This window comes from Paenibacillus sp. FSL R7-0026 (assembly GCF_038004485.1).
Classification (GTDB): Bacteria; Bacillota; Bacilli; order Paenibacillales; family Paenibacillaceae; genus Paenibacillus; species Paenibacillus xylanexedens_A.
This window is the reverse complement of record NZ_JBBORG010000001.1, coordinates 3,817,892-3,842,563: the sequence shown is the minus strand read 5'-3', so window position 1 is coordinate 3,842,563 and position 24,672 is coordinate 3,817,892. Positions and strand designations below refer to the sequence as shown.

At 44.5% G+C, this 24,672-nt stretch carries 20 protein-coding genes; 18 read left to right on the top strand and 2 right to left on the bottom strand.

Annotated features, from left to right (window positions below):
* Positions 1 to 128: 128 nt before the first annotated feature.
* The 5 genes from MKY44_RS16845 (at position 129) to MKY44_RS16825 (ending at position 6,228) form a co-directional block, all read left to right on the top strand.
* A complete protein-coding gene (locus MKY44_RS16845; RefSeq protein ID WP_341007948.1) occupies positions 129 to 725 on the top strand; it encodes a cupin domain-containing protein in 597 nt (198 codons plus the stop codon).
* Between the two features lie 207 nt (positions 726 to 932).
* Positions 933 to 1,613, top strand: coding sequence for a hypothetical protein (locus MKY44_RS16840; protein WP_341007947.1), 681 nt, complete (start codon positions 933 to 935; stop codon positions 1,611 to 1,613).
* A 548-nt stretch (positions 1,614 to 2,161) separates the two neighbouring features.
* Positions 2,162 to 3,751 carry a methyl-accepting chemotaxis protein gene (locus tag MKY44_RS16835; protein ID WP_341007946.1) on the top strand — a complete coding sequence of 530 codons (1,590 nt, stop codon included), beginning with the start codon at positions 2,162 to 2,164 and terminating at the stop codon, positions 3,749 to 3,751.
* A 24-nt stretch (positions 3,752 to 3,775) separates the two neighbouring features.
* Positions 3,776 to 4,201, top strand: a complete 426-nt coding sequence (locus MKY44_RS16830; protein ID WP_017687852.1) for a chemotaxis protein CheW — start codon at positions 3,776 to 3,778, stop codon at positions 4,199 to 4,201.
* Between the two features lie 14 nt (positions 4,202 to 4,215).
* Positions 4,216 to 6,228 carry a chemotaxis protein CheA gene (locus tag MKY44_RS16825; RefSeq protein WP_341007945.1) on the top strand — a complete coding sequence of 671 codons (2,013 nt, stop codon included), beginning with the start codon at positions 4,216 to 4,218 and terminating at the stop codon, positions 6,226 to 6,228.
* A gap of 96 nt (positions 6,229 to 6,324) precedes the next feature.
* Here MKY44_RS16825 and MKY44_RS16820 read toward each other — a convergent pair whose 3' ends face one another.
* Positions 6,325 to 7,209 (bottom strand): LysR family transcriptional regulator, encoded by an 885-nt coding sequence (locus tag MKY44_RS16820; RefSeq protein WP_341007944.1) that lies wholly within the window; start codon positions 7,207 to 7,209, stop codon positions 6,325 to 6,327.
* Between the two features lie 112 nt (positions 7,210 to 7,321).
* Here MKY44_RS16820 and zwf point away from each other — a divergent pair, with 112 nt between their 5' ends.
* The 8 genes from zwf (at position 7,322) to MKY44_RS16780 (ending at position 17,863) form a co-directional block, all read left to right on the top strand.
* Complete coding sequence (gene zwf, locus MKY44_RS16815) at positions 7,322 to 8,845, top strand: glucose-6-phosphate dehydrogenase (protein ID WP_341007943.1); 1,524 nt, start codon at positions 7,322 to 7,324, stop codon at positions 8,843 to 8,845.
* A 36-nt stretch (positions 8,846 to 8,881) separates the two neighbouring features.
* Entirely contained in the window at positions 8,882 to 9,547 is a 666-nt protein-coding gene (gene fsa / locus MKY44_RS16810; protein WP_341007942.1) for a fructose-6-phosphate aldolase, read from the top strand.
* 68 nt (positions 9,548 to 9,615) lie between these two features.
* Complete coding sequence (gene gndA / locus MKY44_RS16805; RefSeq protein WP_341007941.1) at positions 9,616 to 11,034, top strand: NADP-dependent phosphogluconate dehydrogenase; 1,419 nt, start codon at positions 9,616 to 9,618, stop codon at positions 11,032 to 11,034.
* 246 nt (positions 11,035 to 11,280) lie between these two features.
* A complete protein-coding gene (locus MKY44_RS16800; protein WP_341007940.1) occupies positions 11,281 to 12,384 on the top strand; it encodes a metallophosphoesterase in 1,104 nt (367 codons plus the stop codon).
* A 324-nt stretch (positions 12,385 to 12,708) separates the two neighbouring features.
* Positions 12,709 to 13,563 carry a BglG family transcription antiterminator LicT gene (gene licT, locus MKY44_RS16795; protein ID WP_036613466.1) on the top strand — a complete coding sequence of 285 codons (855 nt, stop codon included), beginning with the start codon at positions 12,709 to 12,711 and terminating at the stop codon, positions 13,561 to 13,563.
* A 132-nt stretch (positions 13,564 to 13,695) separates the two neighbouring features.
* On the top strand, positions 13,696 to 15,615 hold the full coding sequence (locus MKY44_RS16790; protein ID WP_341007939.1) for a beta-glucoside-specific PTS transporter subunit IIABC: 1,920 nt from the start codon (positions 13,696 to 13,698) through the stop codon (positions 15,613 to 15,615).
* 49 nt (positions 15,616 to 15,664) lie between these two features.
* On the top strand, positions 15,665 to 17,128 hold the full coding sequence (locus MKY44_RS16785) for a glycoside hydrolase family 1 protein (RefSeq protein ID WP_341007938.1): 1,464 nt from the start codon (positions 15,665 to 15,667) through the stop codon (positions 17,126 to 17,128).
* 168 nt (positions 17,129 to 17,296) lie between these two features.
* The gene (locus tag MKY44_RS16780) at positions 17,297 to 17,863 is read left to right on the top strand and encodes a 5' nucleotidase, NT5C type (RefSeq protein ID WP_341007937.1); all 567 of its coding nucleotides are present in this window, start codon (positions 17,297 to 17,299) and stop codon (positions 17,861 to 17,863) included.
* A gap of 9 nt (positions 17,864 to 17,872) precedes the next feature.
* Here the strand turns inward: MKY44_RS16780 and MKY44_RS16775 are convergent, their stop codons facing one another.
* On the bottom strand, positions 17,873 to 18,757 hold the full coding sequence (locus MKY44_RS16775) for an AraC family transcriptional regulator (protein WP_341007936.1): 885 nt from the start codon (positions 18,755 to 18,757) through the stop codon (positions 17,873 to 17,875).
* A gap of 134 nt (positions 18,758 to 18,891) precedes the next feature.
* Here MKY44_RS16775 and MKY44_RS16770 point away from each other — a divergent pair, with 134 nt between their 5' ends.
* From MKY44_RS16770 to MKY44_RS16750, 5 genes are all read left to right on the top strand, one after another.
* A complete protein-coding gene (locus MKY44_RS16770) occupies positions 18,892 to 21,612 on the top strand; it encodes a family 78 glycoside hydrolase catalytic domain (protein WP_341007935.1) in 2,721 nt (906 codons plus the stop codon).
* Positions 21,613 to 21,727: 115 nt separating this feature from the next.
* Complete coding sequence (locus MKY44_RS16765; protein WP_341007934.1) at positions 21,728 to 22,201, top strand: putative immunity protein; 474 nt, start codon at positions 21,728 to 21,730, stop codon at positions 22,199 to 22,201.
* A complete protein-coding gene (locus MKY44_RS16760; protein ID WP_341007933.1) occupies positions 22,176 to 22,715 on the top strand; it encodes a GNAT family N-acetyltransferase in 540 nt (179 codons plus the stop codon). The genes MKY44_RS16765 and MKY44_RS16760 overlap by 26 nt, the downstream gene beginning before the upstream one ends.
* Positions 22,716 to 22,855: 140 nt before the next feature.
* Positions 22,856 to 23,944 carry an acyltransferase gene (locus MKY44_RS16755; protein ID WP_341007932.1) on the top strand — a complete coding sequence of 363 codons (1,089 nt, stop codon included), beginning with the start codon at positions 22,856 to 22,858 and terminating at the stop codon, positions 23,942 to 23,944.
* Positions 23,945 to 24,109: 165 nt separating this feature from the next.
* On the top strand, positions 24,110 to 24,670 hold the full coding sequence (locus MKY44_RS16750) for an AAA family ATPase (RefSeq protein ID WP_341007931.1): 561 nt from the start codon (positions 24,110 to 24,112) through the stop codon (positions 24,668 to 24,670).
* Positions 24,671 to 24,672: the final 2 nt, after the last annotated feature.

The following is a 24,672-nucleotide window of genomic DNA, read 5'->3' as shown; positions in this document are numbered from 1 at the left end:
CATGATTCTAAGAAACCTAAAGTTCAGGATTAAAAACAATATATAACATGTGTCAACGGTATTATCTTTCTATTCTCCGGCATACAGTACAACAATGAGATGTATGCCCAAGGAGGAGAAATGATCGTATGATGAATCCGATTTTACAAGCCCCGAATGTTCCGCTGGCAGCCGATTCCAATGCGGTTGTCAATTATCAGAGGGATTCACGCAACTATGTAACCCAGTTGTTTGGAGAACAGCTGCCGACCATTGCGAATGGTTTCTTCAACGTGCACTTAAGCAAAGGAATCATTGTGCAGCCGCACTGGCACACCAATGTCACGGAGATGGTTGTGGTTATCACCGGTGAAATTACAGCGTCAGTCTTCAATCCGTTTACGCGTGAACGATTGACATATCGTCTGAAACCAGGTCAGGTTGTGGTATTTCCGAAAGGCTGGTTTCACTGGTTTGTCGCTGAGACAGATGATGTATATGTCTTAACAATCTTTGATCAACCAACGCCTGATATTGTATTTGGAGCGGATTTCTTGGCAGCTACACCGCCGGAGGTGGCTCACCGCGCGTATTGTTTGGATGAAGAGGCATATGCGAGAGCTGTTGCTTCCATTAAAAATGATGCGATTCTGGGCCCTCCAATAGGGTGTGATACGCAGGTTTCTGATCAATCGACTTCACCTTCCAAGACGTCCGTGTCACCATCCAATAAGCTGAAATCTTAATTTAAGATTCCTTATTTATTATCAAAGTACACAGCCTGTAACTGGAGAATATCAGTTGCAGGCTTTTTGATGTGTCGATGTAATAATCTTATGAAGTCCATGGAGGGGTTGGTATTATATTAGAAAAAAATTCAAAATGCCTGAGTCAGTGTGTTACGTTCTCTGTTAGTATAGTATGAACATCCAACCAAAACGGAGGACTCATGAATGAACATGTCAGAAATGAAAACGCTTGAAACTGCAATGAGTTATGCACCTATTTTGATGTTTGACAGAGCCGAACCCTTTTATCCTGATTTTATTGGCATTTCTGTGTTGCATCAAACTGGGCCTTCACCATCGTTCAGAAGGGACATTAAGTTTCCGACCGAGGTAGTACAATATGTAATTGAATATGCAATCTGGTGGGATTATGAGATTGGACATCTGTATGAAATGGAGCATGTATGGGTTTATGTGGGTCATGACGGAGAGGTAGTAGACTGTGAAGCCAGCTTTCATGGGAAGGTGCTGCGTGGATTATTGAAGGAACGGGTCAATGTGGTTGGACATCATGTATGTCTGTACTCACAGCCTGGCAAACATGCTTTCTCACCACTTCCGGTTGTATTTGAGTTATTGCCAAACCTGTATAGTGCAGCAGGTGCCGAAGCTGGATGTGATGGGCTACTTGTGAATGAGTTGTTTCAAGATTATTTTGAAACGAATGAACAGATCGATGCTCAGGTGGAGCGTTATCTGCAGACCAAAGCGTTTGTACCTACCATGGAGTTCGAAGAATATTTACTAAAACCGGAGATGTTCATGACGTGGAATAACCTGTTTAGTATTATTCCACTCAGGATTAAGGACCGCTTAATGGAACTGGAGCAGTTATATAACACATAAGTGATTAGTTTTAAATGGATTTTGTGTTAATTTAAAGTGTATTTTTTCGCTTCATAACCAAACTTTGTTGATTCGGGTTTGGTTTTTTTAATGGGAAAATGGACTCAGTATAGCTAAACATTTATTAGACTTAAGTCTTGAAATGTGGAGCGTGTACAGAAAAATACATAATTTTTTTGCATGAAAATGATATGTGTTAGACGTAAGAACTATACAACTTCTTATGTAAATATAAGAAAACCATGTCACATGAAAATTTGTATGGAGAATGTATGTGGAAATCAATGCAGAATATTCAATATACGTATATATGTAAATGAAAATAACAATTTAATAGGTAAAAAGTATAAATTATATTTAAAAGAAGATCCTTTATATCTGAAATAAAAATTCGTAATAGTGCAAATTTATAGAAATAAAAATCTCCTATTCAGTTTTAATATATTTATGTCGAAATAGATCGTAAGTTGTCTGGAGCGCGACCAAGAGAAGGGTTTACCAAGCGTTATATACATAACTGGACACTACGATGCCTAGGAGGAGATTACATGAAGTGGTTTGGAAATTTGAAAACAGCAACAAAGATTATCTCAGCGTTTTTAGTTGTGTCGATAATCCTTGCGGCGCTTGGCGTCTACTCTGTAGTAACATTGAGAAGTACGAATGAACGAATGCAAGAGATGTATAACAACAATCTAATCTCTGTGAAAGAATTATCCTCTGCTCAGATTGATTATCAAAGAATGCGTGTGAACGTGCGTGATTTGAGCTTCGAAACCGTCGAAACCGAAAAAACTCGGATCACGGAGAACATCGCTTCGATTCGCCAGAGTGTGAATGATCGCCTGACCATCTATCGTCCGCTTGCAACAACCCCTGAAGAAATAGAATTACTCCGTAATTTTGATGCGGAATATCCAGGATATTTAACGTTGTTTGAACGAGCAACTAATCTGGCTCTCGCAGATGACCAAAGCGCCTTTAATACCTACCTTAAATCTGAGCTTAAACCACAAGGGGACAAGATTGTTGAGCTCCTTACCAATTTGATCGACGTTAATGAAAGTTTGGCTGAACAGGCGAATATACAATCTCAGGCTGCCTATTCACAAGCATTTAAAGTAACGATAATTCTTGTGGTTCTGTCCGTACTCTTCAGTATTCTCATTGGATATATCATCTCTCGCTCCATTTCGAAGCCACTCATGGCCATGCTGGGTCTAGCTACGGAAGTTGCCAACGGAAATTTGACCCTTAAATCAAACATCTCCAGCAAAGATGAAGTGGGTCAACTAGCCGCGGCACTGAATCGGATGGTCGATAATCTGAAAGAGTTAATTAACAATATCGTGATGAACTCCCAAAGTGTTGCTGCTTCTTCGGAACAGATCTCAGCCAGCACACAGGAAATTGCGAGCACCAGCACAAGCCAATCCAGTGAGGCGGGAAATATCTCCGAATTGTTCAAGGAGCTTTCACTTGCCATCAACTCCGTCGCTGCAAGTGCGGAAGAAGCGGCTGAACTGTCCAACGATACGGTGAAGACTGCTCGTGAAGGTGGACTTGTTGTACAGACTTCATTGGAAGGTATGCAAGCTGTTAATACAAAAATGACCAAGCTTGAAGATGATTCTCGTAAAATCGGTGACATCATTGAAGTGATTGACGATATCGCTGAGCAGACCAATCTGCTCGCGCTGAATGCTGCAATTGAAGCGGCACGTGCCGGAGAACAAGGACGAGGATTCGCCGTAGTAGCAGATGAAGTCCGGAAGCTTGCTGAACGAAGTGGCGAGGCGACCAAAGAAATTACAGCCATCATCAAAGCAATGCAGGAAAATACGAGACAAAGTGTGCAAGCCGTAGCAGCCAGTGTTGAGCAGTCTTCCATGACTGGACAGGCGTTTGATCAGATCATTGATATGGTCAATAACTCTTCACAGAAAGTAAACGAAATTGCTGCTGCATGTGAAGAAGAAGCAGCCCAAGCTGCAGAGGTGATGAGCTCTGTTGAATCCATCTCGGCTTCCAGTGAGGAATCCGCTGCAGCGTCTGAAGAGACAGCGGCAACATGCCAGTCTTTGGCACATCTGGCGGAAGAACTGGCGAATTCGGCAGCGGCCTTCAAAACAAATTAATAAAATTGAATTGAGGGTGAATTGATGTCTTCACTTCAGAAGGAACAATATATTGAACTGTCTGTAGGTGCAGAGACTTGCGCCATTCGAATCGAAGAAATTCACGAAATTATTAAAATGCTTAGCATTACAGATATCCCATTCAGCCGCCCAGAGATCAAAGGGGTAGTTAATCTGCGTGGCAAGGTTGTATGTGTGATGAGTCTGCGGAACCTGCTGGGTATGCCGGATGAACCGGACACCAGAGCGACTCGAATTATCGTAGTTCGGCATCAGGAAGAATATATTGGCTTGATCGTGGATCGCGTGAACAAGGTAACCACATATTCGGAAATACATCCGCCAACAGGCGGATATGGTCGTAACCGTGAAGGTTTATTCCATGGTGTGGGTCAACAGGAAGACAAGCTTGTGGGCATTTTGAAACTGGACGAAATATTGGGCGGTTAGGGAGGTATATACGAATGATGGATTTGTCTGCCTACCGTGACATCTTTATCGAAGAACTGAATGATCAACTGGAACGTATGGATCAGTCTTTATTGGCATTGGAGCTTTCGCCTTCTGTAGAACTAGTTCAGACGTTGTTTCGGGCAGCTCATACCATCAAGGGATCGGCATCCACTATGGATTTCCGAGAATTAAGCGACCTCACGCATGAAGTGGAGTATGCTCTTGAATGGGTCCGGGAGAAAAAACCGGAGATGACTTCGGAGCTAATTGATACGTTGTTCCGCTCTTTGGACGCCATGAAGGTGCTTCGTGATCAGTACATCCGTGGGGAAGCCTATGCAGACTTTCGAGCGGTAGTACGAGAAATAAAGGATTTAATTCAGACCCCGGCAGTAGTCGGGCAACTTAAAGTACCTCAATTGCAACCAGCAGAATCGATTATGGCACAGGTGGCTATAGTGTCAGGCAAGCAGTTATTGTCCATTCATATCGTGCTGGAGCAGAAGTGCATGATGAAAGCGGCCAGATATCATATTTTACGACAACGTATCGAGGAAATCTGTGGTACGGTTGTCGCTACTTCGCTCATGGAGAGTCAACCGGGCGCGCAAAATGAAGATGATCATTATGGTCAGTTCATCATCATCGTAGCAACGTCGAAGGACCCACAGCAGCTTAAGGCAGAGCTGTCTTCAGACTCGGATATTCATATGCTGGACATTGATCCATATCTGCTGGAATCCAATGAGGTTGCAGCGACGTCTGCACCACTTGAATTCTCTGAAACAGAGCAATCGAAACAAAGCTTGCCTACCGTGAATACAACTGGGCCGGATGAGAAAGTGAAAGCTGCTCAACCTACAGTTCGTGTGAGTGTTGAGCGTCTGGACCATTTGATGAATTTGGTCGGTGAACTGTTAATTGATCAAACATCCCTTGCAGATCTGAGTGGATCGGGTGCGCGTAAGGAGTCTTCAACACTCATCCGGAGTATTAGTGGTGTATCCGATCATATGGGCAGGGTAATCAAGGAACTCCAAGAAGGTGTAATGAAGACACGGATGTTACCCATTGATCAACTATTCAGTCGCTTCCCGAGATTGGTTCGTGACCTATCACAGAAGCTGGGTAAGGATCTGGAACTGGTTATTCAAGGTGGAGAGACTGAGCTTGACCGGATGATTATTGAAGAACTGAGTGACCCGCTGATCCATCTCATCCGCAACAGTGCAGATCATGGCATTGAAAGTGCAGAGGTTCGGGCGGAGAACGGTAAGCCGTCCAAAGGACGTATTACCTTAACTTCATTTCATGAAGAAAACCATGTCGTCATTCGTTATTCGGATGATGGCAAAGGTATCGATGGTGAGAAGATCAAAGCTTCAGCCTTGGGCAAAGGTATCATTAGTGAAGAACAGGCTGCACGCCTAACAACACAGGAAGCTGTACATCTCATATTTGAACCTGGCTTCTCGACGGCTTCTTCTGTCAGTGAAGTATCAGGACGCGGTGTTGGAATGGACATCGTGCGTAGTCAGATCGGGCGACTCAACGGTATAATTGATATTGATACGGAGGTTGGTGTGGGTACCACGTTTACGATTCGTCTACCGCTCACACTGGCGATTATTAAAGGTCTGTTAGTCAAAGTATCAGGTCGTGTGCTGATCTTGCCAATGTATAATGTTGCTGAGATTGTTCGAATTTCACCTGAAGATATTCAGATGATCCAGGGGCAACAAGCGATCCTGAATCATGGACGAATTGTACCTTTTCACCGACTGTGCGACAGACTCAACTATCCACGAACAGACCGCAAATCCAAGACCATTCCACTGGTGATCGTGCGTTCCGTTGATAAAATTGCAGCTTACGCAGTAGATGAGATTACAGGAAATCAGGAAGTCGTTATTAAGACACTCGGTACGTATCTGGGAGCGATGAACCATCTATCTGGAGCAACGATCCTCGGCAATGGTAAAGTTGCTCTTATATTGGACGCGTCCTATCTGGTGAGTCTTTAATCGTTAGATAACACAAACTTTAGGCAGGCCAAAGAGCCTCATCATCCATAACTGGACGGTGGGGCTCTTCATTGTACCTTTTGGCATTATGACCACTTAGGATTTGAAAATGAGATCCATAAACCGGTTGGCAGCCAGAGAAATCGGCATATTGCGTTTGGTCATAATCCCCACATGGGAAGGGGGGAGCGGGACATCAAGCTGAATTTCGAAGAGAGAACCTTCCTCCAGCTCTTTGGATATAAATTCACGTGTGACATAGGAAATCCCCAGTCCTCGACGCGCAAACTCAATCAACAGATCAACGCTACCAACCTCAATCTCAGGTTTCAACGTGTAACTATAGCTGTTAAACAACTCGGTTATAGCCATCCGAACCCGGCTGTTCCGGGAGAAGAGGATCAGTTGATGCTCCAGAAGCATCTCAAGTGTCATGACTTTACCCTTCAACTGAGCATAACGTTCCCCAGCTACAAAACAGTCCTTCAACTGAATGCTTTCTCTCACTTCGAGCTGTGGATCAACAATGGGCATGCGAACAACACCAAGATCAATCTTGCCTTCTTTCAGAAAGGTGATGACTTCCGGCGTAGTTCCATGACTCAGATGTAGCTTGATGTTAGGGTACAAGGTGTGGAATTCCTCTAGATACGCCAGCATGTAATGCTTGAACAGGGAGTCACTGCCACCAATTCTCAATTCACCATTGTCGAGATTCTTCAGTGCGGCCATTTTTTCTTCCGCAAGAGAGATCAGAATCTGGGATTGTTCAATATAGGAGTACAGACTGGCACCTTCCTGTGTCAGCGCTACACCCTTGGAATTTCGATAAAACAAGGTCAGACCAAAGCTCTCTTCCAATTGCTTAATGGCATGACTGACGCTGGGTTGAGTGATATACAGTGCTTTCGCAGCCTGTGTCAAACTTCCCGTTTTGGCGGCCCAGTAAAAGACTTTATATAGTTCGTAATTTGTTGTCATAGATGTGGTCTATAGCTCCTGTGAAATATATTAATTACTTGTATAGCTATAAAACGTATTATAGTGTAACTACAACAAAGAAACCAGAGTTACTTGGAAGGAGAACGGTAAGATGGAACCAACTACCATTGTTTTATTTGGTGCAACTGGCGATTTAGCCAAAAGAAAAATATATCCTGCCTTATATAACTTATATCTTGAGCAGAAGCTTCCTGAAACCTTCTCATTGATTGGTCTGGGGCGTAGAGAGTGGTCTGATGAATTCTTTCAGGCACAAGTGGAAAAATCATTAAATGAATTTTCCAGACGCCAAGCTGATCCTGAAGTTGTGAAGTCATTTGTGAAAGCTTTCCGCTACAGTGTATTGAATATAAGCCATAAGGAAGATTATATAAAGCTGTTGGGATTAGTTGAACAAAGAGAAGCTGAGCTTGGCATTCCGTCCAATCGCTTGTTTTATCTCTCGGTTGGTCCGGAATTTTTCGAACCGATTGCCGAGAACATTCAAGAAAGTGGACTGGGTTCCACACAGGGATGGAAACGCCTCGTTATCGAGAAGCCATTTGGTCACGATCTACAGTCTGCGAGAGACCTTAATCGCAAATTAAGCGAATCGTTCACGGAGGAAGAGATTTATCGGATTGACCACTATTTGGGCAAACCGATGGTACAGCGTCTGGAGACGTTGCATCAGAGTAACCCAATCATGAAGGCGTTATGGAACAACCGTTACATCTCCAATGTGCAAATTACGGCGAATGAGACTGTAGGTGTCGAAGAACGTGCATCCTATTATGATCATGTTGGTGCAGTGCGAGACATGTTCCAGAATCATATGTTGCAATTGCTCATGATGATGGCGATCCAGCTTCCATACAACAGTACTTCCGAAAAAGTTGGATTGAAGAAAAAACACATTATGGAATCGATCCAGCCGTTACAAAAACAAACTGTGGGCGCAAACATCATCCGTGGACAGTATGCAGAAGGCAATATTCAAGGTAAACCGGTAAATGCTTATACGGCTGAACCGGGTGTAGCCGAGAATACGATGAATGACACATTCATTGCTGCCAAGTTGCAAATTGATGATTTCTTCTGGCGTGGTGTTCCGTTTTACATTCGCACGGGTAAAAGAATGAAGGAGAAATCAACACGTATCGTGATTGAATTCAAAGAACCTTCAGGACAGACAAATGTGCTGAAAAACAAGGGTTCCAAGCCAAACCTGCTCGTCATTGAGATGAGTCCGGATCAGAGTATGACATTGCAACTGAATGCAAGTGATCCTGAGAATAAAGGTGAATTCAAACCGGTTCACATCGATCTTTCTCCGGATAAAGGTGACCTCGCAGAAGCTTACGAGAATCTGATTCGTGATGCTTTGCTGGGTGATCCAACATTCTTTGCCCACTGGGATGAAGTAGAATTGTCATGGGCGTGGGTGCAGCCAATTCTGGATGCATTCCAGGAAAATCTGTTGCCACTTCACCTGTATCCTGCGGGTAGCTATGGACCGGCTGAATCAGATGTTATGCTTGAAGAAGAAGGTCACCACTGGTGGTTTGATGAGCCGGCGGATCAGGAGTCTGTAGTTACAAATAGCATACCCTTGGCGGTTAATGCGAATCTCTAAACCAAAATAAAAAATATATCTGGAGGTAATTAAATCATGAAATTTTTTATCGATACAGCTAACGTGGAAGATATCCAAAAAGCATACAAAATCGGCGTATTGTCTGGCGTAACAACAAACCCATCTTTGGTAGCCAAAGAGGGCGTGAAATTCGAAGATCGTATCGAAGAAATCTTGCGTTTGGTACCAGAAGTGGAGTCCGTTTCTGCGGAAGTGACACCAGATGCCCTTACTGCTGAAGAAATGATCGCGCAAGCGAACGAATTGATCAAAATTAACAACAGTGACAAAAACATTACGATCAAATTGCCAATGACACTTGCAGGACTTGAAGCTTGCCGTTACTTGACCAAAAAAGGCGTCAAAACCAACGTAACGTTGATCTTCACTGTGAACCAGGCGCTTCTAGCTGCTCGTGCTGGTGCAACATATGTATCTCCATTCCTGGGACGTCTTGATGATATCTCCGAAGATGGCGTACAATTGGTTACCAAAATTGCTGAATTGTTCCGTACACATAACCTGGATGCACAGATTATTGCGGCTTCTGTAAGACATCCGGATCACGTTACACGTGTAGCGATGGCGGGAGCACATATTGCTACTGTTCCATTCTCCGTCATTGAACAGATCTCCAAACACCCGCTGACAGATCAAGGTATGGACAAATTTGCAGCGGACTGGAAAAAAACAGTACAATAATCACTGAACATATATTCGTTTCAACTTACAATAAAACTATATAAATCATGGAGCATTGGGAGGACATAATGAGTAAACAACAGATTGGTGTTATTGGATTGGCAGTAATGGGTAAAAACCTGGCTTTGAATATTGAAAGCAAAGGTTTCTCGGTAGCGGTATTTAACCGTTCCCCGGAGAAAACGAACGATCTTCTGAAAGAAGCAGAAGGTAAAAACCTGACAGGTGCATTCACTATTGAAGAATTCGTGGAATCCCTGGAATCTCCGCGTAAAATTCTGATCATGGTGCAAGCAGGTAAAGCAACAGATGCAACGATCGAGCAACTGCTTCCTCATCTGGATCAAGGCGACATTATTATCGATGGAGGTAATGCTTACTTCCCTGACACACAACGTCGCAGTAAAGAACTGGAAGAAAAAGGTTTCCGCTTCATCGGAGCAGGTGTATCCGGTGGTGAAGAAGGCGCACTGAAAGGCCCGGCAATCATGCCAGGTGGTCAGGAAAGTGCTTATCAGTTGGTAGAACCGATCCTGACAGCGATCTCCGCTAAAGTTGGCGATGACGCTTGTAGCACATATATCGGACCAGACGGTGCCGGACACTATGTGAAAATGGTGCATAACGGTATCGAGTACGGAGATATGCAGTTGATTGGTGAAGCGTACCACTTGCTCAAATCCGTATTGAACGTTCCCGTTGAAGAGTTGCATGAGATCTTCACCGAGTGGAATCAAGGGGAGCTGGACAGCTACCTGATCGAAATCACGGCTGATATCTTCTCCAAATACGATCCAGAAACAGGAAAACCAATGGTTGACGTTATTCTGGATGCGGCTGGACAAAAAGGAACAGGAAAATGGACAAGCCAAAGTGCGCTGGATCTCGGCGTACCATTGTCCATGATTACGGAATCCGTATTCTCCCGTTTCCTGTCTGCGATGAAGGACGAGCGTGTAGCAGCTAGCAAAATCCTGAGTGGACCAGCAACTGAAGCATTCTCTGGCGACAAAAAAGCGTTCATCGAGAACGTGCGTAAAGCATTGTTTGCAAGTAAAATCGTATCCTATGCACAAGGATTTGCACAAATGCGTGCAGCTTCCGATGAATACGGCTGGGATCTGAAATACGGTAACATTGCCATGATCTTCCGTGGCGGCTGCATCATCCGTTCGCAGTTCTTGCAAAACATTAAAGAAGCATATGACAAAGATGCAGAACTCAAAAACCTGCTCTTGGATCCTTACTTCCAAAACATCGTTGAGTCTTACCAAGGCGCATGGCGTGAAGTTATAGCGGCTGCTGTAAAACAAGGTATTCCAGTACCTGGTTTCTCCAGCGCTCTTTCTTACTACGACAGCTACCGTACAGAGCGTTTGCCAGCAAACTTGCTGCAAGCTCAACGTGACTACTTCGGTGCTCACACATTCAAACGTGTGGACAAAGAAGGTTCATTCCACTTCCAGTGGATGGACACAAACGAGTAATTTTAATTCCGAAATTATAGCATTCCTGCAGTTGTCCTTGAATTTAACTATTCAGGGCGGCTGCGGGAATGCTTTTTCTGGTTAATGGTTCAAATTTAAATATTATCAAATTGTAATAAAATGTACGAATCTGGGTTTGGCAAACAGATGATCTGACTCATCAACTACGTTATACTTGTTCAGACGGACCTGTGTCCGTAATGAAAATTCAGAATACAACTTATTGATGTGGAGGTTAGACCGGGCATGTTTGTATTAGCAGGTATATTGTTTTTGGTCGTATACGGTTTATTAGTGTTCTACATAGGCTGGAGCGGTTGGAGTTGGATGAAACCAGTTGTGTCCGCCAGATTTCGATGGTTTTATATTATAGCGCTTGTATTCCTTGCCGTTTCCTTCATTTTGGCACGGGTATTTGGAAGCATCTCGTTCCTCGGTATCATCGGTTCTTACTGGCTGGCAATCTTCTCGTTGTTATTGTTGATCCTACCCGTCGTTCACCTCACGATGTGGTTGTTGAGAGTAACCCGTATTCCTAGACATCACACACATAAATGGGCGGGGGTCGTTACGCTGGTGCTGTTAGTGTCCACAATGGGTTACGGAATTTTTAACGCCTACAGCCCGGTAGTGAGAACATATAATATCCAGATTGATAAAAAAGTAGAAGGTGTAGACAAGCTCAACATTGTCATGGCTGCCGATATGCACTTTGGACTTCTGTCTGGCACTGCACATGCGAAACGCATGGTGGAGGAAATTAATGCGCTGAAGCCGGATCTGGTGCTGTATCCTGGAGATATTATTGATGACAATCTGGATATGTACCTCAATAGCGGAATTGCCGATATTATCAGTGACATTCAGGCTCCATACGGCGTCTATGCTTCACTCGGGAATCACGATAAGTTCGATGGTCCGATTGAAGATCTGATTGCTGCGCTGGAGAAGAGCAACATGCAAGTTCTGTACGATGACAAGATCGTGCTGAATGACAAGATCACCCTCATTGGTCGGAAAGATCGCACAGAGAAGGATCGTGCAGAAGTAGCTACTTTAATGCAAGGTACTGACTTGAGCCAACCGGTACTTATGATGGATCACCAGCCGTATGATCTGGATATTGCGGAGCAAAACAATGTAGATCTGGTCGTATCCGGTCACACCCACCGTGGACAGATTGCACCGGCTCAGTTCATCACACAAGCGATCTACGAGAATGATTGGGGTTATCTGCAAAAAGGCTCCATGCACTCCATCGTAACGTCAGGATTTGGATTCTGGGGACCTCCGATTCGCACAAGCAGTCGTTCGGAGATTGTGCAGATTAATGTGACCTTCCAACAATAATATAGAGGGCCCTTCGAGAGAAGGGTCTTTTTTGTCAAAGCAAGTGTTAGATGTTGGATGACGCCGTTTGAAACTGCTTCAACATGTGAATACTTAAACATATGTGCCCTTAAACGTGGAAGCATAGGGAAATGACTCAAGTAAGGGAATGAAGTGGAATCGCAGTAGTAGTATTTTTTGGTTGACACCGTTTTCAGGTTATGATAAATTAGATCCGAGGCTTGTTACCGGTAATGCGGGCAAAACCACTATGGAAATGATTTTATTATTTCTGTTTTGGTTTTGCCCTTTTTTATTCCTCAAAAAAAACCAGGTGGGTCCGTAATGATTATTAAACAGATATTTAATAACAATATTGTCAGTACCGTGGATGACAAAAATCAGGAACTACTGATCCTCGGCCGGGGTATCGGATTTAAGTTCAAAGCAGGCGATGAGATTGATGAAGAGCGGATTGAAAAGGTATTTCGTCTTCAGGATGCATCGATCTATGAGAAATTCAAATCCATCGTAGCTGAAGTGCCGATTGAGATTCTGCAGGCAACAGATGATATTGTGACACTGGCACGAACGCAACTGAACAAAACCATCAGTGACGGGATCTATGTCTCGCTGTCTGATCACATTCACTTTGCTGTTCAACGCTTGGAAAAAGGAATGATTACTCGAAATCCACTTTCTTGGGAAGTTCAGCATTTCTATAAGGCGGAGTACGATGTGGCCAGAGAAGCACTGACCTTGCTGAAAGAAAGACTGGATATTGAGTTTCCCAAAGATGAAATCTGTAATATTGCCTTACATTTCATCAATGCGGAAGTGAATGATTCCATGAACGATGTCACCCATCTGATGCAGCTGTTGCAGGAGATCATGAATATTATCAAATATCACTTCAACGTCGAATTGGATGAAGATAGCGTCAATTATTTCCGCTTCATCACCCATTTGAAATATTTCTGTCAGCGTGTCATTACTCATTCTTCACATGATGATGCTGAGGAGTATTTATATGAAGTGGTTCGGAAAAACTATCCGGAGACATTCAAATGTATTGGCAAGATCGAGACTTTTATCCATAAGAACTATCAGTATGACATGACTCACTCTGAGCAGTTATATCTAACGCTCCATCTGGAACGTTTGATGAAAACCAAGCGGGACGAGAAGTCCACGCAATAGAATCAAATTACAACTGGATATCCTATGGGCTTGTTACTGTTCAATCAGGCAATACCCGAATGAGATGGCGCCATCAATGTGCGCTAGATTCGTTCGGGTATTTTTTATTGGAAAAATGAGGAGGAAAACATCATGAAACATCAGGAAACGGCACAGGAAATCATCAAAGCCGTTGGGGGAACAAACAATATTAACTCGGTGTATCACTGCGTAACACGTTTGCGCTTTGATCTGAAAGACAACGAGAAAGTTGATAACGGCTCACTCAAGAAATTGGATAAGGTCATGGGAACAAATATTTCCGGCGATCAATTCCAAGTCATTATCGGTAATGATGTGGCAAAAGTGTTCGATGCCATGGTGAAGGAAAATCCGGCAATCCAGCAAACTACAGAAAAGAAAGAGCCAAAGTCGGATAAAAAACAAAATGTCGTGCTGAAAATTTTTGAAACAATCGCAGGTGTCTTTGCCCCGATGCTTCCAGCGATTACTGCGGCAGGTATGCTTAAAGGATTACTCGCTTTGTTCGTATCCTTAGGTTGGATGTCAGCTGGAACCGATACGTATCGTATTCTATCAGCCATCGGTGACGGCGTATTCCACTACCTGCCTTTACTGATTGCAGTCAGCGCTGCTCGTAAATTCGGCAGTAACCCGTTTGTTGCGATTGCACTAGGTACGGCACTCATGTATCCAGACATGACAGCATTGTTATCAAGCGGTGAATCGGTTGGATTTTTGGGAATCCCGGTTACAGCAGTAAGTTATGCTTCATCGGTTATCCCGATTCTTCTTGCAGTATGGTTGATGTCCTATGTTGAGAAATGGGTTGACCGTGTTATCCCTGCTGCGCTCAAGCTATTGCTTGTGCCACTGATTACCTTGCTTGTAATGGTTCCGGTAACGCTGATTGCGATCGGTCCATTGGGTACATTTGTAGGTAGCGGATTGTCTGGCGGTATCAACTGGCTGCTGAATGAAGGCGGATTGATTGCAGGTATTGTTCTTGGCGGCGCGATGGCACTCATTATTATGACAGGAATGCACTATGCACTTGTGCCGATCATCCTGAGTAATATCGCTACACTGGGCTTTGATAAATTCTTGCCATTGACCTTTATCTCCAATATGGGTCAGGCTGGTGCAACACTCGGCGTATTCTTCCGGGCAAAAGATAAAAAACTCAAAACGGTGGCATTGTCCACGAGCTTTACAGCTCTGATGGGTGTAACGGAGCCAGCTATGTACGGTGTAAACATGAAATACAAAAAACCATTTGCCGCAGCGATGATTGGTAGTGCAGTGGGTGGCGGATTTGCACTTGCTTTTGGCGCGAAAGCGTATGTACTTGCGGGTAACGGTGGTCTCCCAGGACTTCCTTCCCTGATCGGACAGACCTTCTGGTATTCCTTTGGGGGTATGATTTTGGCCTTTATCGTGGGTGCAATCATGTCTACGATATTTGGTATCAAGGAAGAAGAAGGAGACGCAGAGGCGTTGGCTCAATTCTCACCGGGTGCTTCTACAGCACCAGCGAAAGTAACTTCCAACGATGCTGCAACCGTAAATGTAGACGACATGGGCGATCCAACACCAACGAGTGATGCAGTAGCTGTTGCACCGATGACAGGTAAATCCATCCCGCTCAAAGAAGTCAACGATCCAACATTTGGTGATGAATTGATGGGTAAAGGTGTGGCATTTGTTCCAACGGTGGGCGAATTGGTATCTCCAGTGACAGGTACCATCATGAATGTGTTCAAAACAAAACATGCGATCGTTGTCCGCAGTGATAACGGAATGGAATTGTTGATTCATGTTGGAATTAACACGGTGAAGCTTCGTGGACAGTATTTTGATTCACATGTTGCTACTGGAGCACGTGTACAGGCTGGAGACAAGTTACTCACGTTTGAACTGGCCGAGATTGCAAAAGAATACGACATCACAACCGCTATGGTTGTTACCAATACGGCTGATTACAAGCAGGTTTTACCTGTGAAATTGGGCGAAATCACGATGGGTGAAGACGTCTTGAAAGCTGAGATCTAAACGGTCCGTCTTAGGACTAACAATATCAACAAAAGAAGGAGAGATTCGAATGATTAATCGACAAGGGTTTCCGGAAGATTTTCTATGGGGCGGCGCTATTGCCGCCAACCAGGCTGAAGGTGGATTCGACGCTGGCGGCAAAGGGTGGTCAACAGCCGACATGGTTCCTTATTTTGAGAAAAAGGACTACACCAACCTTAGAGAACTGATGCATGTTACTAGTGCAACGGTTGAGAAAGCAATGGCACATCACAGTGCAGAAGGTTATCCGAAGCGTTACGGGATTGACTTTTACCATCGTTTCAAAGAGGATATTGCGCTCTTCGCCGAGCTGGGCTTCAAGACATTCCGACTGTCCATCAACTGGCCGCGTATTTTCCCGAATGGTTATGATGCCGAGCCAAATGAAGAGGGATTGCGTTTCTATGACGAAGTGTTCGATGAACTCCGGAAATACGATATCGAACCACTTGTAACCCTCTCGCATTATGAGATGCCTATGGCACTTGTTCTGAAATACAACGGCTGGGCTGGGCGCGAAGTGATTGGACATTTTGTAAGATATGCGGAAACCGTGATGAACCGATACAAGGATAAAGTAAAATACTGGTTGACGTTTAATGAGATTAATACAACCATTATTGAACCGTTCACAGGCGGCGGTATTATTGAAGACCGAGTTGAGAACACGATGCAGGCTTCTTATCAGGCACTTCATCATCAATTTGTAGCCAGCAGCCTGGTGACAGAGAAAGCACGTCAGATTAACCCGAACTTCCAGATCGGATGTATGCTTGCACGTATGATCCACTACCCGGCGACATCGAAGCCAGAGGATGTACTGCAAGCACAGATCGATAATCAGTTGAACCTGCTGCATACAGATGTACAAGTTCGTGGTAGTTATCCAACGTTTATGGCTCGGTATTGGGCAGAGAACGGGATTACGATTGCCATGGAACCAGGAGATGAGCAGATCCTGCGTGAGCACACGGTTGATTTCATCTCGTTCAGTTATTACACATCCTTGGTTTCCGCAGTGAACCCAGAGGAATATGGAGTAACTGGAGGAAACCTGTACAGTACGATTAAGAACCCGAATCTGGAGCGTACGGAATGGGGCTGGCAGCTTGACCCGATCGGTCTGCGTGTGGCATTGAAAGAGCTGTATGACCGTTATCAACTGCCATTGTTTGTTGTAGAGAACGGCCTTGGTGCCAAAGATACCGTTGAAGCAGACGGTTCCATCAACGATGATTACCGGATTGATTATCTGAGAAAACATATTACACAAATGAAAGAAGCCGTTATGGATGGTGTGGACCTGATGGGATATACCAACTGGGGAGCGATTGATATCATCAGTGCATCCACTTCGGAAATGTCCAAGCGTTATGGTGTGATCTACGTGGATCAGGATGACAACGGACAAGGCACATTGAATCGGTATAAGAAAAAGAGCTTTGGCTGGTACCAAAAAGTCATTGCCTCGAATGGCGAGAACTTGAAATAGATTAATCTATAAAGGCACCCCGGGCGTAGCTGGTATTACGGCGCCGGGGTGCCTTTTTAATATAATCAGGTAGAATTCTCATCAACGCTATTGGCATTTCAAGGTAAAAAAGATGACTACATAACATACTGGATGGTATACTGTGATCGTATTGGGGGAGGGATAACCATGAAGAAGCCTATTATTGCTGTAGATATGGATGACACGATATGTCATCTGGTCAAGCGGGCTATATATCACAACAACCTCAACTTCCCGACCCATCCGTTGCGCTATGAGGATATGATTCATTGGGATACATCCCATTTGCGTCATCCAGAGAGCACGCATGATGTATTTTATGGTCGGCCGGGTCTGTTCGAGGAATTGGAATTATACGACGAGTATGTTGTAGATGAGATGCGAAAGCTGAACGATGCTTATGATGTCATTGTTGTAACGGCAGCAGAACCAAGAACAGTCGTTGAGAAGTGGAACTGGCTCCAGCAGCATATGCCTTTTATAACCGCAGAACAGTTTATTACATGCAAAAGAAAAAACTTGCTCGGTTTCGATCTGCTTATTGATGATGGAGCACATAACCTGATTCCAGCGCATGAGGACGGCAAAAAGGTCATTTGTATCCCACATCCGTGGAATATACAGGAGCGTGAGCGATACAACTTTCCGTTGATGTCTTCATGGAAAGAGGCTAAGGCTTACATAGATGAAGTGTTACAGGTTGTTGCTGTCTGAAAGTTAACCTTATTGTCCAGAGTGCTGTGCTCTGGATTTTTTGCGATAGGCGAGAGGTGTTTTACCTGTTATTTTTTTGAATGCAGCATAGAATGAATCCATATCCCGATATCCAATCAGCTCTGCAATCAGACTGACTTTGTGCTGTGAACTCTTTAGAAGTTCGCAGCTTTTTTGTATACGGAGGTGTTGCAGGTGGCTGCTAAAGGTCTGTCCGGTATGTCGCAGAAACATTCGGCCAATCTGTTTTTCACTACAGCCCGATACACGGACCAGATCAGACATCCGAATACGATTGCTTACGTGTTCCTTAATATAGTGAAGGATGTAATCAAAACCGGTGGAATGATTCTCTTCATCATGTTCCTTTTGATAAAGTTGTCTGTAGGTCATCAATACCAACTGGCTTACCAAGGTGTATAACATGGTAGACGAACCGATTCCCGGAACAGAGGATTCACGGTACAGCTTTACAATTAGTTCTTCAATCCGATCGTTGTGATCCACAACGGAAATATAAGGAACCTGATTTTGTGCCAGATCCATCAGATGTTGAATGATTTCTTTTTCTTGAATGATCGCTGTCAGCGTGTTGATCAATTCAGCATTAAATAAGCAATTATATAGAATTAACGGATGTTCGGTTACGTTTGTACTCACAGGACGAAAGACATGAGGAACGCCGACAGGAATAACAAACAGCATCCCCTTTGTCACCGGAATGACATCTTCACCGATATGATGAAAGCCCCTTCCTTCGGCAACATAGCTATACTCAATAAAATCATGTGCGTGAAAAGGAAGCATAAAATCTTCAGAGCAACGATTGACAAAAAGTTGAAGATGATTATGCAGAAAGTATTCGCTTTTCATGAGTTGTACAGATGAATTCACAAGCAACCTCCTCGCACAGATGGCTGAATCACCGGATGAAATAGTCCTGATTACCGGGTATTTAGGGCAACAGGATCGATATAATTATATCGTAACCCCGAATGGGAAGCCAAGATGGAAAGGACGATCTGCTAATGTTCAACGTTAGTCACCTTCGCTGTGAGTATAGAATCAATCCGATAGGCCTTGATGTCAAATCACCGAGATTAAGCTGGCAGTTGCAGTCTGATCGTCGAAACTGCATGCAATCCGCATACCAGATCCAGCTATCCATGTCAGAAGATTTTGATGAGATTGCATGGGATTCTGGCAAGATAAGCACGGATCAATCCATACATGTGGAATTAAACCATTTTCAGCCTTCTCCGCGGACGCGATACTACTACCGTATTCAGGCATGGGATGATGCAGGAAATGATTCAGGCTGGTCCGAATCGGCTTATTTCGAGATGGGACTTATGGATCGTCATAACAAGTGGCAAGCAGAATGGATCACAGCTCAACCATCAGATGATGGAGATACGTCATGCCCGCGTATGCGCAAACAGTTTAATGTGAAACAACATGTTACTTCTGCCCGCATATATGTTACAGCACTTGGATTATACGAGTTGCATATGAACAACACAAGAATAGGAAAAGATTATTTTACACCTGGTTGGACCTCTTATCGTAAGCGATTACAATATCAAACTTATGATGTTACCCACCTGCTTCAGGATGGACAGAATACTTTAGGTGCTAATCTGGGTGATGGCTGGTACCGAGGGTATCTTGGCTGGAACAAAGAACGGGAGATATTTGGTTCAACGTCCGCATTGCTGCTGGAACTGCATATGAAATACGCAGATGGATCGGAGGAATGTATTTTATCCAATGGAGAGTGGACGGCTGCTCCAAGTGCCATTCGTATGTCGGATATCTATATGGGGGAGACGTATGATGCACGAATGGAGTCCGATTGGTCGGATTCATCTCAGACGAATTGGTCACCCGTGAATGTACTGGAGCATCCCAAAGATATCATCGTTGCACAGGAGAACGTACCCGTCACCCAAGTAGAACAGCTTCAGCCAATCGCCTTGTTAACAACCCCACAGGGAGATCGTGTAATAGATATGGGGCAGAATATGGTGGGATGGGTGAGATTCAGCATTCAAGGTGAGGCAGGTCAGACGGTTGAGCTGCACCATGCTGAGATATTGGATCATCAAGGCAACTTCTACACCGATAATCTTCGCGCCGCCAAGCAGTGTATTCGCTACACCTGCAAGGGGGATGGCGTGGAAACTTTTGAACCGCATTTTACGTTCCAAGGGTTCCGTTATGTGAAGCTGGTTGGCTTCCCGGAACACATTCGTCTGGATGAATTCACCGGAATAGTGCTGCACTCGAATATGGAGCCAACAGGTCAGTTTTCATGCTCCAGTCCACTGGTGAACCAACTGCATCACAATATATTGTGGGGGCAAAAGGGGAATTTTCTTGACGTGCCGACAGACTGTCCACAGAGAGATGAACGACTCGGATGGACCGGGGATGCACAGATGTTTGTCCGCACGTCTTCCTACCTGATGAACACGGCGCCCTTCTTCACCAAATGGTTGCGGGATCTGGAAGCGGATCAGGGAGAAGATGGCGGTATTCCATTCTTCGTTCCGGATCTGAGAAGTTCCACGTCAGAAGGATGGGGAGACACCAGTCATTCTTCTGCGGCTTGGGGGGATGCAGCAGTCATCTGTCCATGGACCATCTATGAGATGTATGGAGATGCCAGGTTACTGGCCGAGCAATATGAGAGTATGAAGCGGTGGATTGAATACATTCACGTACAGGGTGACAATCCATATCTGTGGAACACGGGATTCCACTTTGGCGATTGGCTGGGACTGGATTCCAAGCCCAATAGTTATGTCGGCGCAACGGACACGGATTATGTGGCAACATCATTCTATGCCTATTCGGTGTCGTTAACTCAAAAGGCAGCTGAGGCACTTGGAAAGACAGACGATGCTGAATATTACAAGCAGTTGCATACAAACATTGTTCATGCGTTTCACAATGAATTCGTGACTCCAGCTGGAAAAATTGCTGTTCCTACGCAAACAGCGCATGTTCTTGCACTCCAGTTTGACCTGCTGGACGCCACTGCCCGAACTCGTGCAGTTGAACAATTGGCGAAACTCGTGAAAGAGGCGGGAAATCATCTTACCACAGGCTTCGTGGGTACACCTTATCTGAATCCGGTGCTGAGTGATGCGGGTCTTCACGACCTGGCTTATACATTACTTTTTCAAGAGGATTATCCGTCCTGGCTGTATCAGGTGACTCAAGGCGCAACGACTGTCTGGGAACATTGGGATGGGATCAAAGAGGATGGCAGTCTCTGGAGTGCTGATATGAACTCATTTAACCACTATGCGTACGGTGCGATTGGGGAATGGTTGTATCGTTATGTTGCCGGCATTCGGTCCGATGAACATCAGCCAGGATTCCGAATGGTGCATATCGAGCCGCAACCCGGACCTGGACTGGATTGGGTGGAAGCGAGTCTGGAGACGATGTATGGTCAAGTTGCTTCAAGCTGGCACCGGTTGGCGGAGGGTGAAATGGAGATTCGGGTGCATATTCCCGCTAACACGAGAGGTACGGTACGTCTTCCTGGAGCAGGTGCACAGATTGTTCTGGAGCAAGGGAAACCGTTGGAACAGATAAGTGGAGTTCAGGATATTCAAAACATTGGAGACGATGTTGAAGTTACACTTGGATCTGGGAGTTACCAATTTACGTACAAAGACACGGATGCGAAAAAGGGTCGGGATGTTCAGGAGGCTACATTGACAGAGTCCGTATAATGATAGAATAAGCGGGAAGATGTACACTTGAAGAGGATCTGCACACACGCAGGTCCTTTTTCGAACTTGTCTGAGAGTGAATTTGTAGTATTTGAACAATGAAAGGAGCATGACCATGGCAAAACCTGCATTTAAAGATGCGCCTTTGCGCCGGGAAATAGAGGATTTGGCTAAGCAACAGGATCACCATACATTGGCCTGTTGGGCTGCGGAGTGTGCGGCACGTGTCTTGTATATATTTGAGAAGAAGACGGATGATCTCCGCGCCCGTGATGCCATTGACGCAGGAAGAGGTTGGATCCGTGGAGAGATTGCCATGGTTGATGCTCGAAAGGCGGCTTTTGCAGCTCATGCTGCTGCACGGGAAGCCGATCATGTCGCTGCCTCTGCTGCATCTCGTGCGGCGGGGCACGCAGCAGCAACGGCACATGTGAAAGGCCATGCGGTGCATGCCGCAACGTATGCAGTGAAAGCTGTCTTTTATGACTGTTTGATGGAAGAGCAAGAACGTCGTGTCCTAGAAGAGAAAACGTGGCAGTATCAATATCTGTTGGGAGGATGTAATGATCATGGGGAAAGAACACGTTAGATTAATTAAACCATCAAAAGCCTATAAGGATGCGTATTTGGCATTTTATGAAGACTGGGTCAGAAGTGGAGAATTGATGGTTCCTTGGGTCATTTCCAAAGATCCTTATGCGTTCGATGAGATGTTGGCATTTTTGCAGCGTAATGAACAAGGGATCGACATCCCGGAGGGCTGGGTCAAAGACAGTACATATTGGCTGGTCACGGAGAGTCAACAAATCGTGGGTGCCGTGAATATAAGGCATGAGCTTAACGATAAATTGTTCAACAGTGGAGGGCATATTGGATATGGTATTCGTCCAGGAGAGCGGCACAATGGCTATGGTTCCGAAATTCTCAGGCTTTCTTTGGAGAAAACGAGAGAGCTTGGAATTTCCAAAGTATTGGTCGTATGCGATGCGGTTAATGAGCCTTCCAGAAGGGTTATCCTTCGAAATGGTGGCATTCGGGATGAAGACTATGTGGAGTCCAATGGCAACATTGTTGAACGATTCTGGATAGAAAATGTCGAATAATGCAGAATAATGATGTAATATAACGAAAATAATATGGATTATGATTGTATTACCCTCGTGTGCTGATTAAAATGAAGCATAGAATCTGGATTGCGGCCGGAAACTATCATCCCATATCAGGCACAAGTGAGGTTATCTTTATGAATCAACCGGTTAATCGGCCCCGGCGAATTGAGTATCTGGATCTCTATCGTGCTTTTGCCATCATGGCAGTGGTAGCTATTCATGCAACTTCAACAGCAGTCGCGCATTACCCCAAGCATACATTAGATCATGATGTGTATTATTTCTGGAACACGTTTTTGCAATTTGCCGTTCCAGCGTTTCTGTTTCTGTCCTCCCTGGTCTTGTTCTACAACTACAGCTCCAAGGTGAATGAGAAGGGTTGGATGCTCACTTTTTATAAGAAGCGTTTATTTAATGTATTTGTACCCTATGTGGTGTGGTCCCTTATCTACTTTGCCATTAAACAGTTGCTTGCGGGCAAAGAACCTTTGACCCATGGTGTTCAATTTGCCAAACAATTAGTGATGGGAACCGCTCATACGCACTTGTACTTTTTTCTGATTATTCTTCAATTCTATATCGTTTTTCCGTGGCTTCTGTCCCTTACACGCCATCGTTTGTTTAATCGGTACTTGCCATTATTCTTTATTGCTGGCCAAGCGATCTTCTATGCACTACATTTGCAGTTTCACTTCGAACGGACAGGAAGTTTGTTACCCAGTTATCTGATCGTGATTGGATTTGGCGCATGGGTTGGGTTGAACTTTGAGTGGGCATTGAACAAACTGTATACTCACCGTTATGTGCTCATAGCTGCGTTGTTAGGTGGAGGTGCCATTTTTATATATGGTAATGCTTATATCAAAACCGCTTTTGCTGCATACCCGGTGGTAACCTATACTATGCTGTTCCTGTTCCGAAATCTGTTCACCTTATCAGCCTGCCTGCTCCTACTGATCTTTAGTGAACGAATCGGCACTGGAAAACATACCGAGGTTCGGAAAGCTACGCGTATTTTGGACTCCTTGGGTACAGTTGCGTTCGGAGTATTTTTAATGCACCCACTTGTATTGCTCTTCTGGAGACGTGAATTCACTGATGAATTGGCTCGGCACTTCAGCGTAGGTATCATTCTATCTTATGTTGTGGCGCTTCTGATCTCATGGATCTGCGCGATGGGATTGCGGCGGATGAAGTGGGGATGGGTACTGATCGGACGTTAAGTTAAAATAAATTTATTTAATTAAAGATAAGAGATTTCAAGCCCTCACGCGTTGAGGGAATCACTTGAAACCTCTTTTTTATTTGCCCTAAAGAAGGTATTATAGAGTTTAATGTCCATAAAATTGAATTAATGGAATGAACACTACCTTGTCAGGAGTGATCAAATGAAATTGGTGATTATTTTTGGTCCGCAGGCTGTGGGCAAAATGACGGTTGGGCAAGAACTGGAGAAGATAACAAAGCTTAAATTGTTTCATAACCATATGACCATTGAATTGGTGTCTCCTTATTTCAGCTATGGTACACCACAGGGAAAAAGACTGGTTAATCTGTTCCGTCAGGAGATTTTTGAAGAAGTGGCGAAGAGTGACCTACCGGGTCTGATTTTTACGTTTGTATGGGCTTTTGACCTGAAGCAAGACGGAGAGTACATCCGTAAGATCAGCGAGTTATTCGAATCTAATGGGGGTCAGGTCTGTTATGTGGAACTGGAAGCCGATGCATCGGAAAGATTGGAGCGCAATAAAAGTCCGCATCGCCTGTTACATAAGCCAACAAAGCGAGACATCGCGTGGTCTGAGCGAGATTTGCTTGATACGATGAAGCTTTATCGATTGAATTCGGAACCGGGGGAAATCATGCATGAGCACTACATACGGATTGATAACACACACAAGAGCCCGGATGAAGTGGCACAGTTTATCCAGGAACGCTTTAATTTGTAATC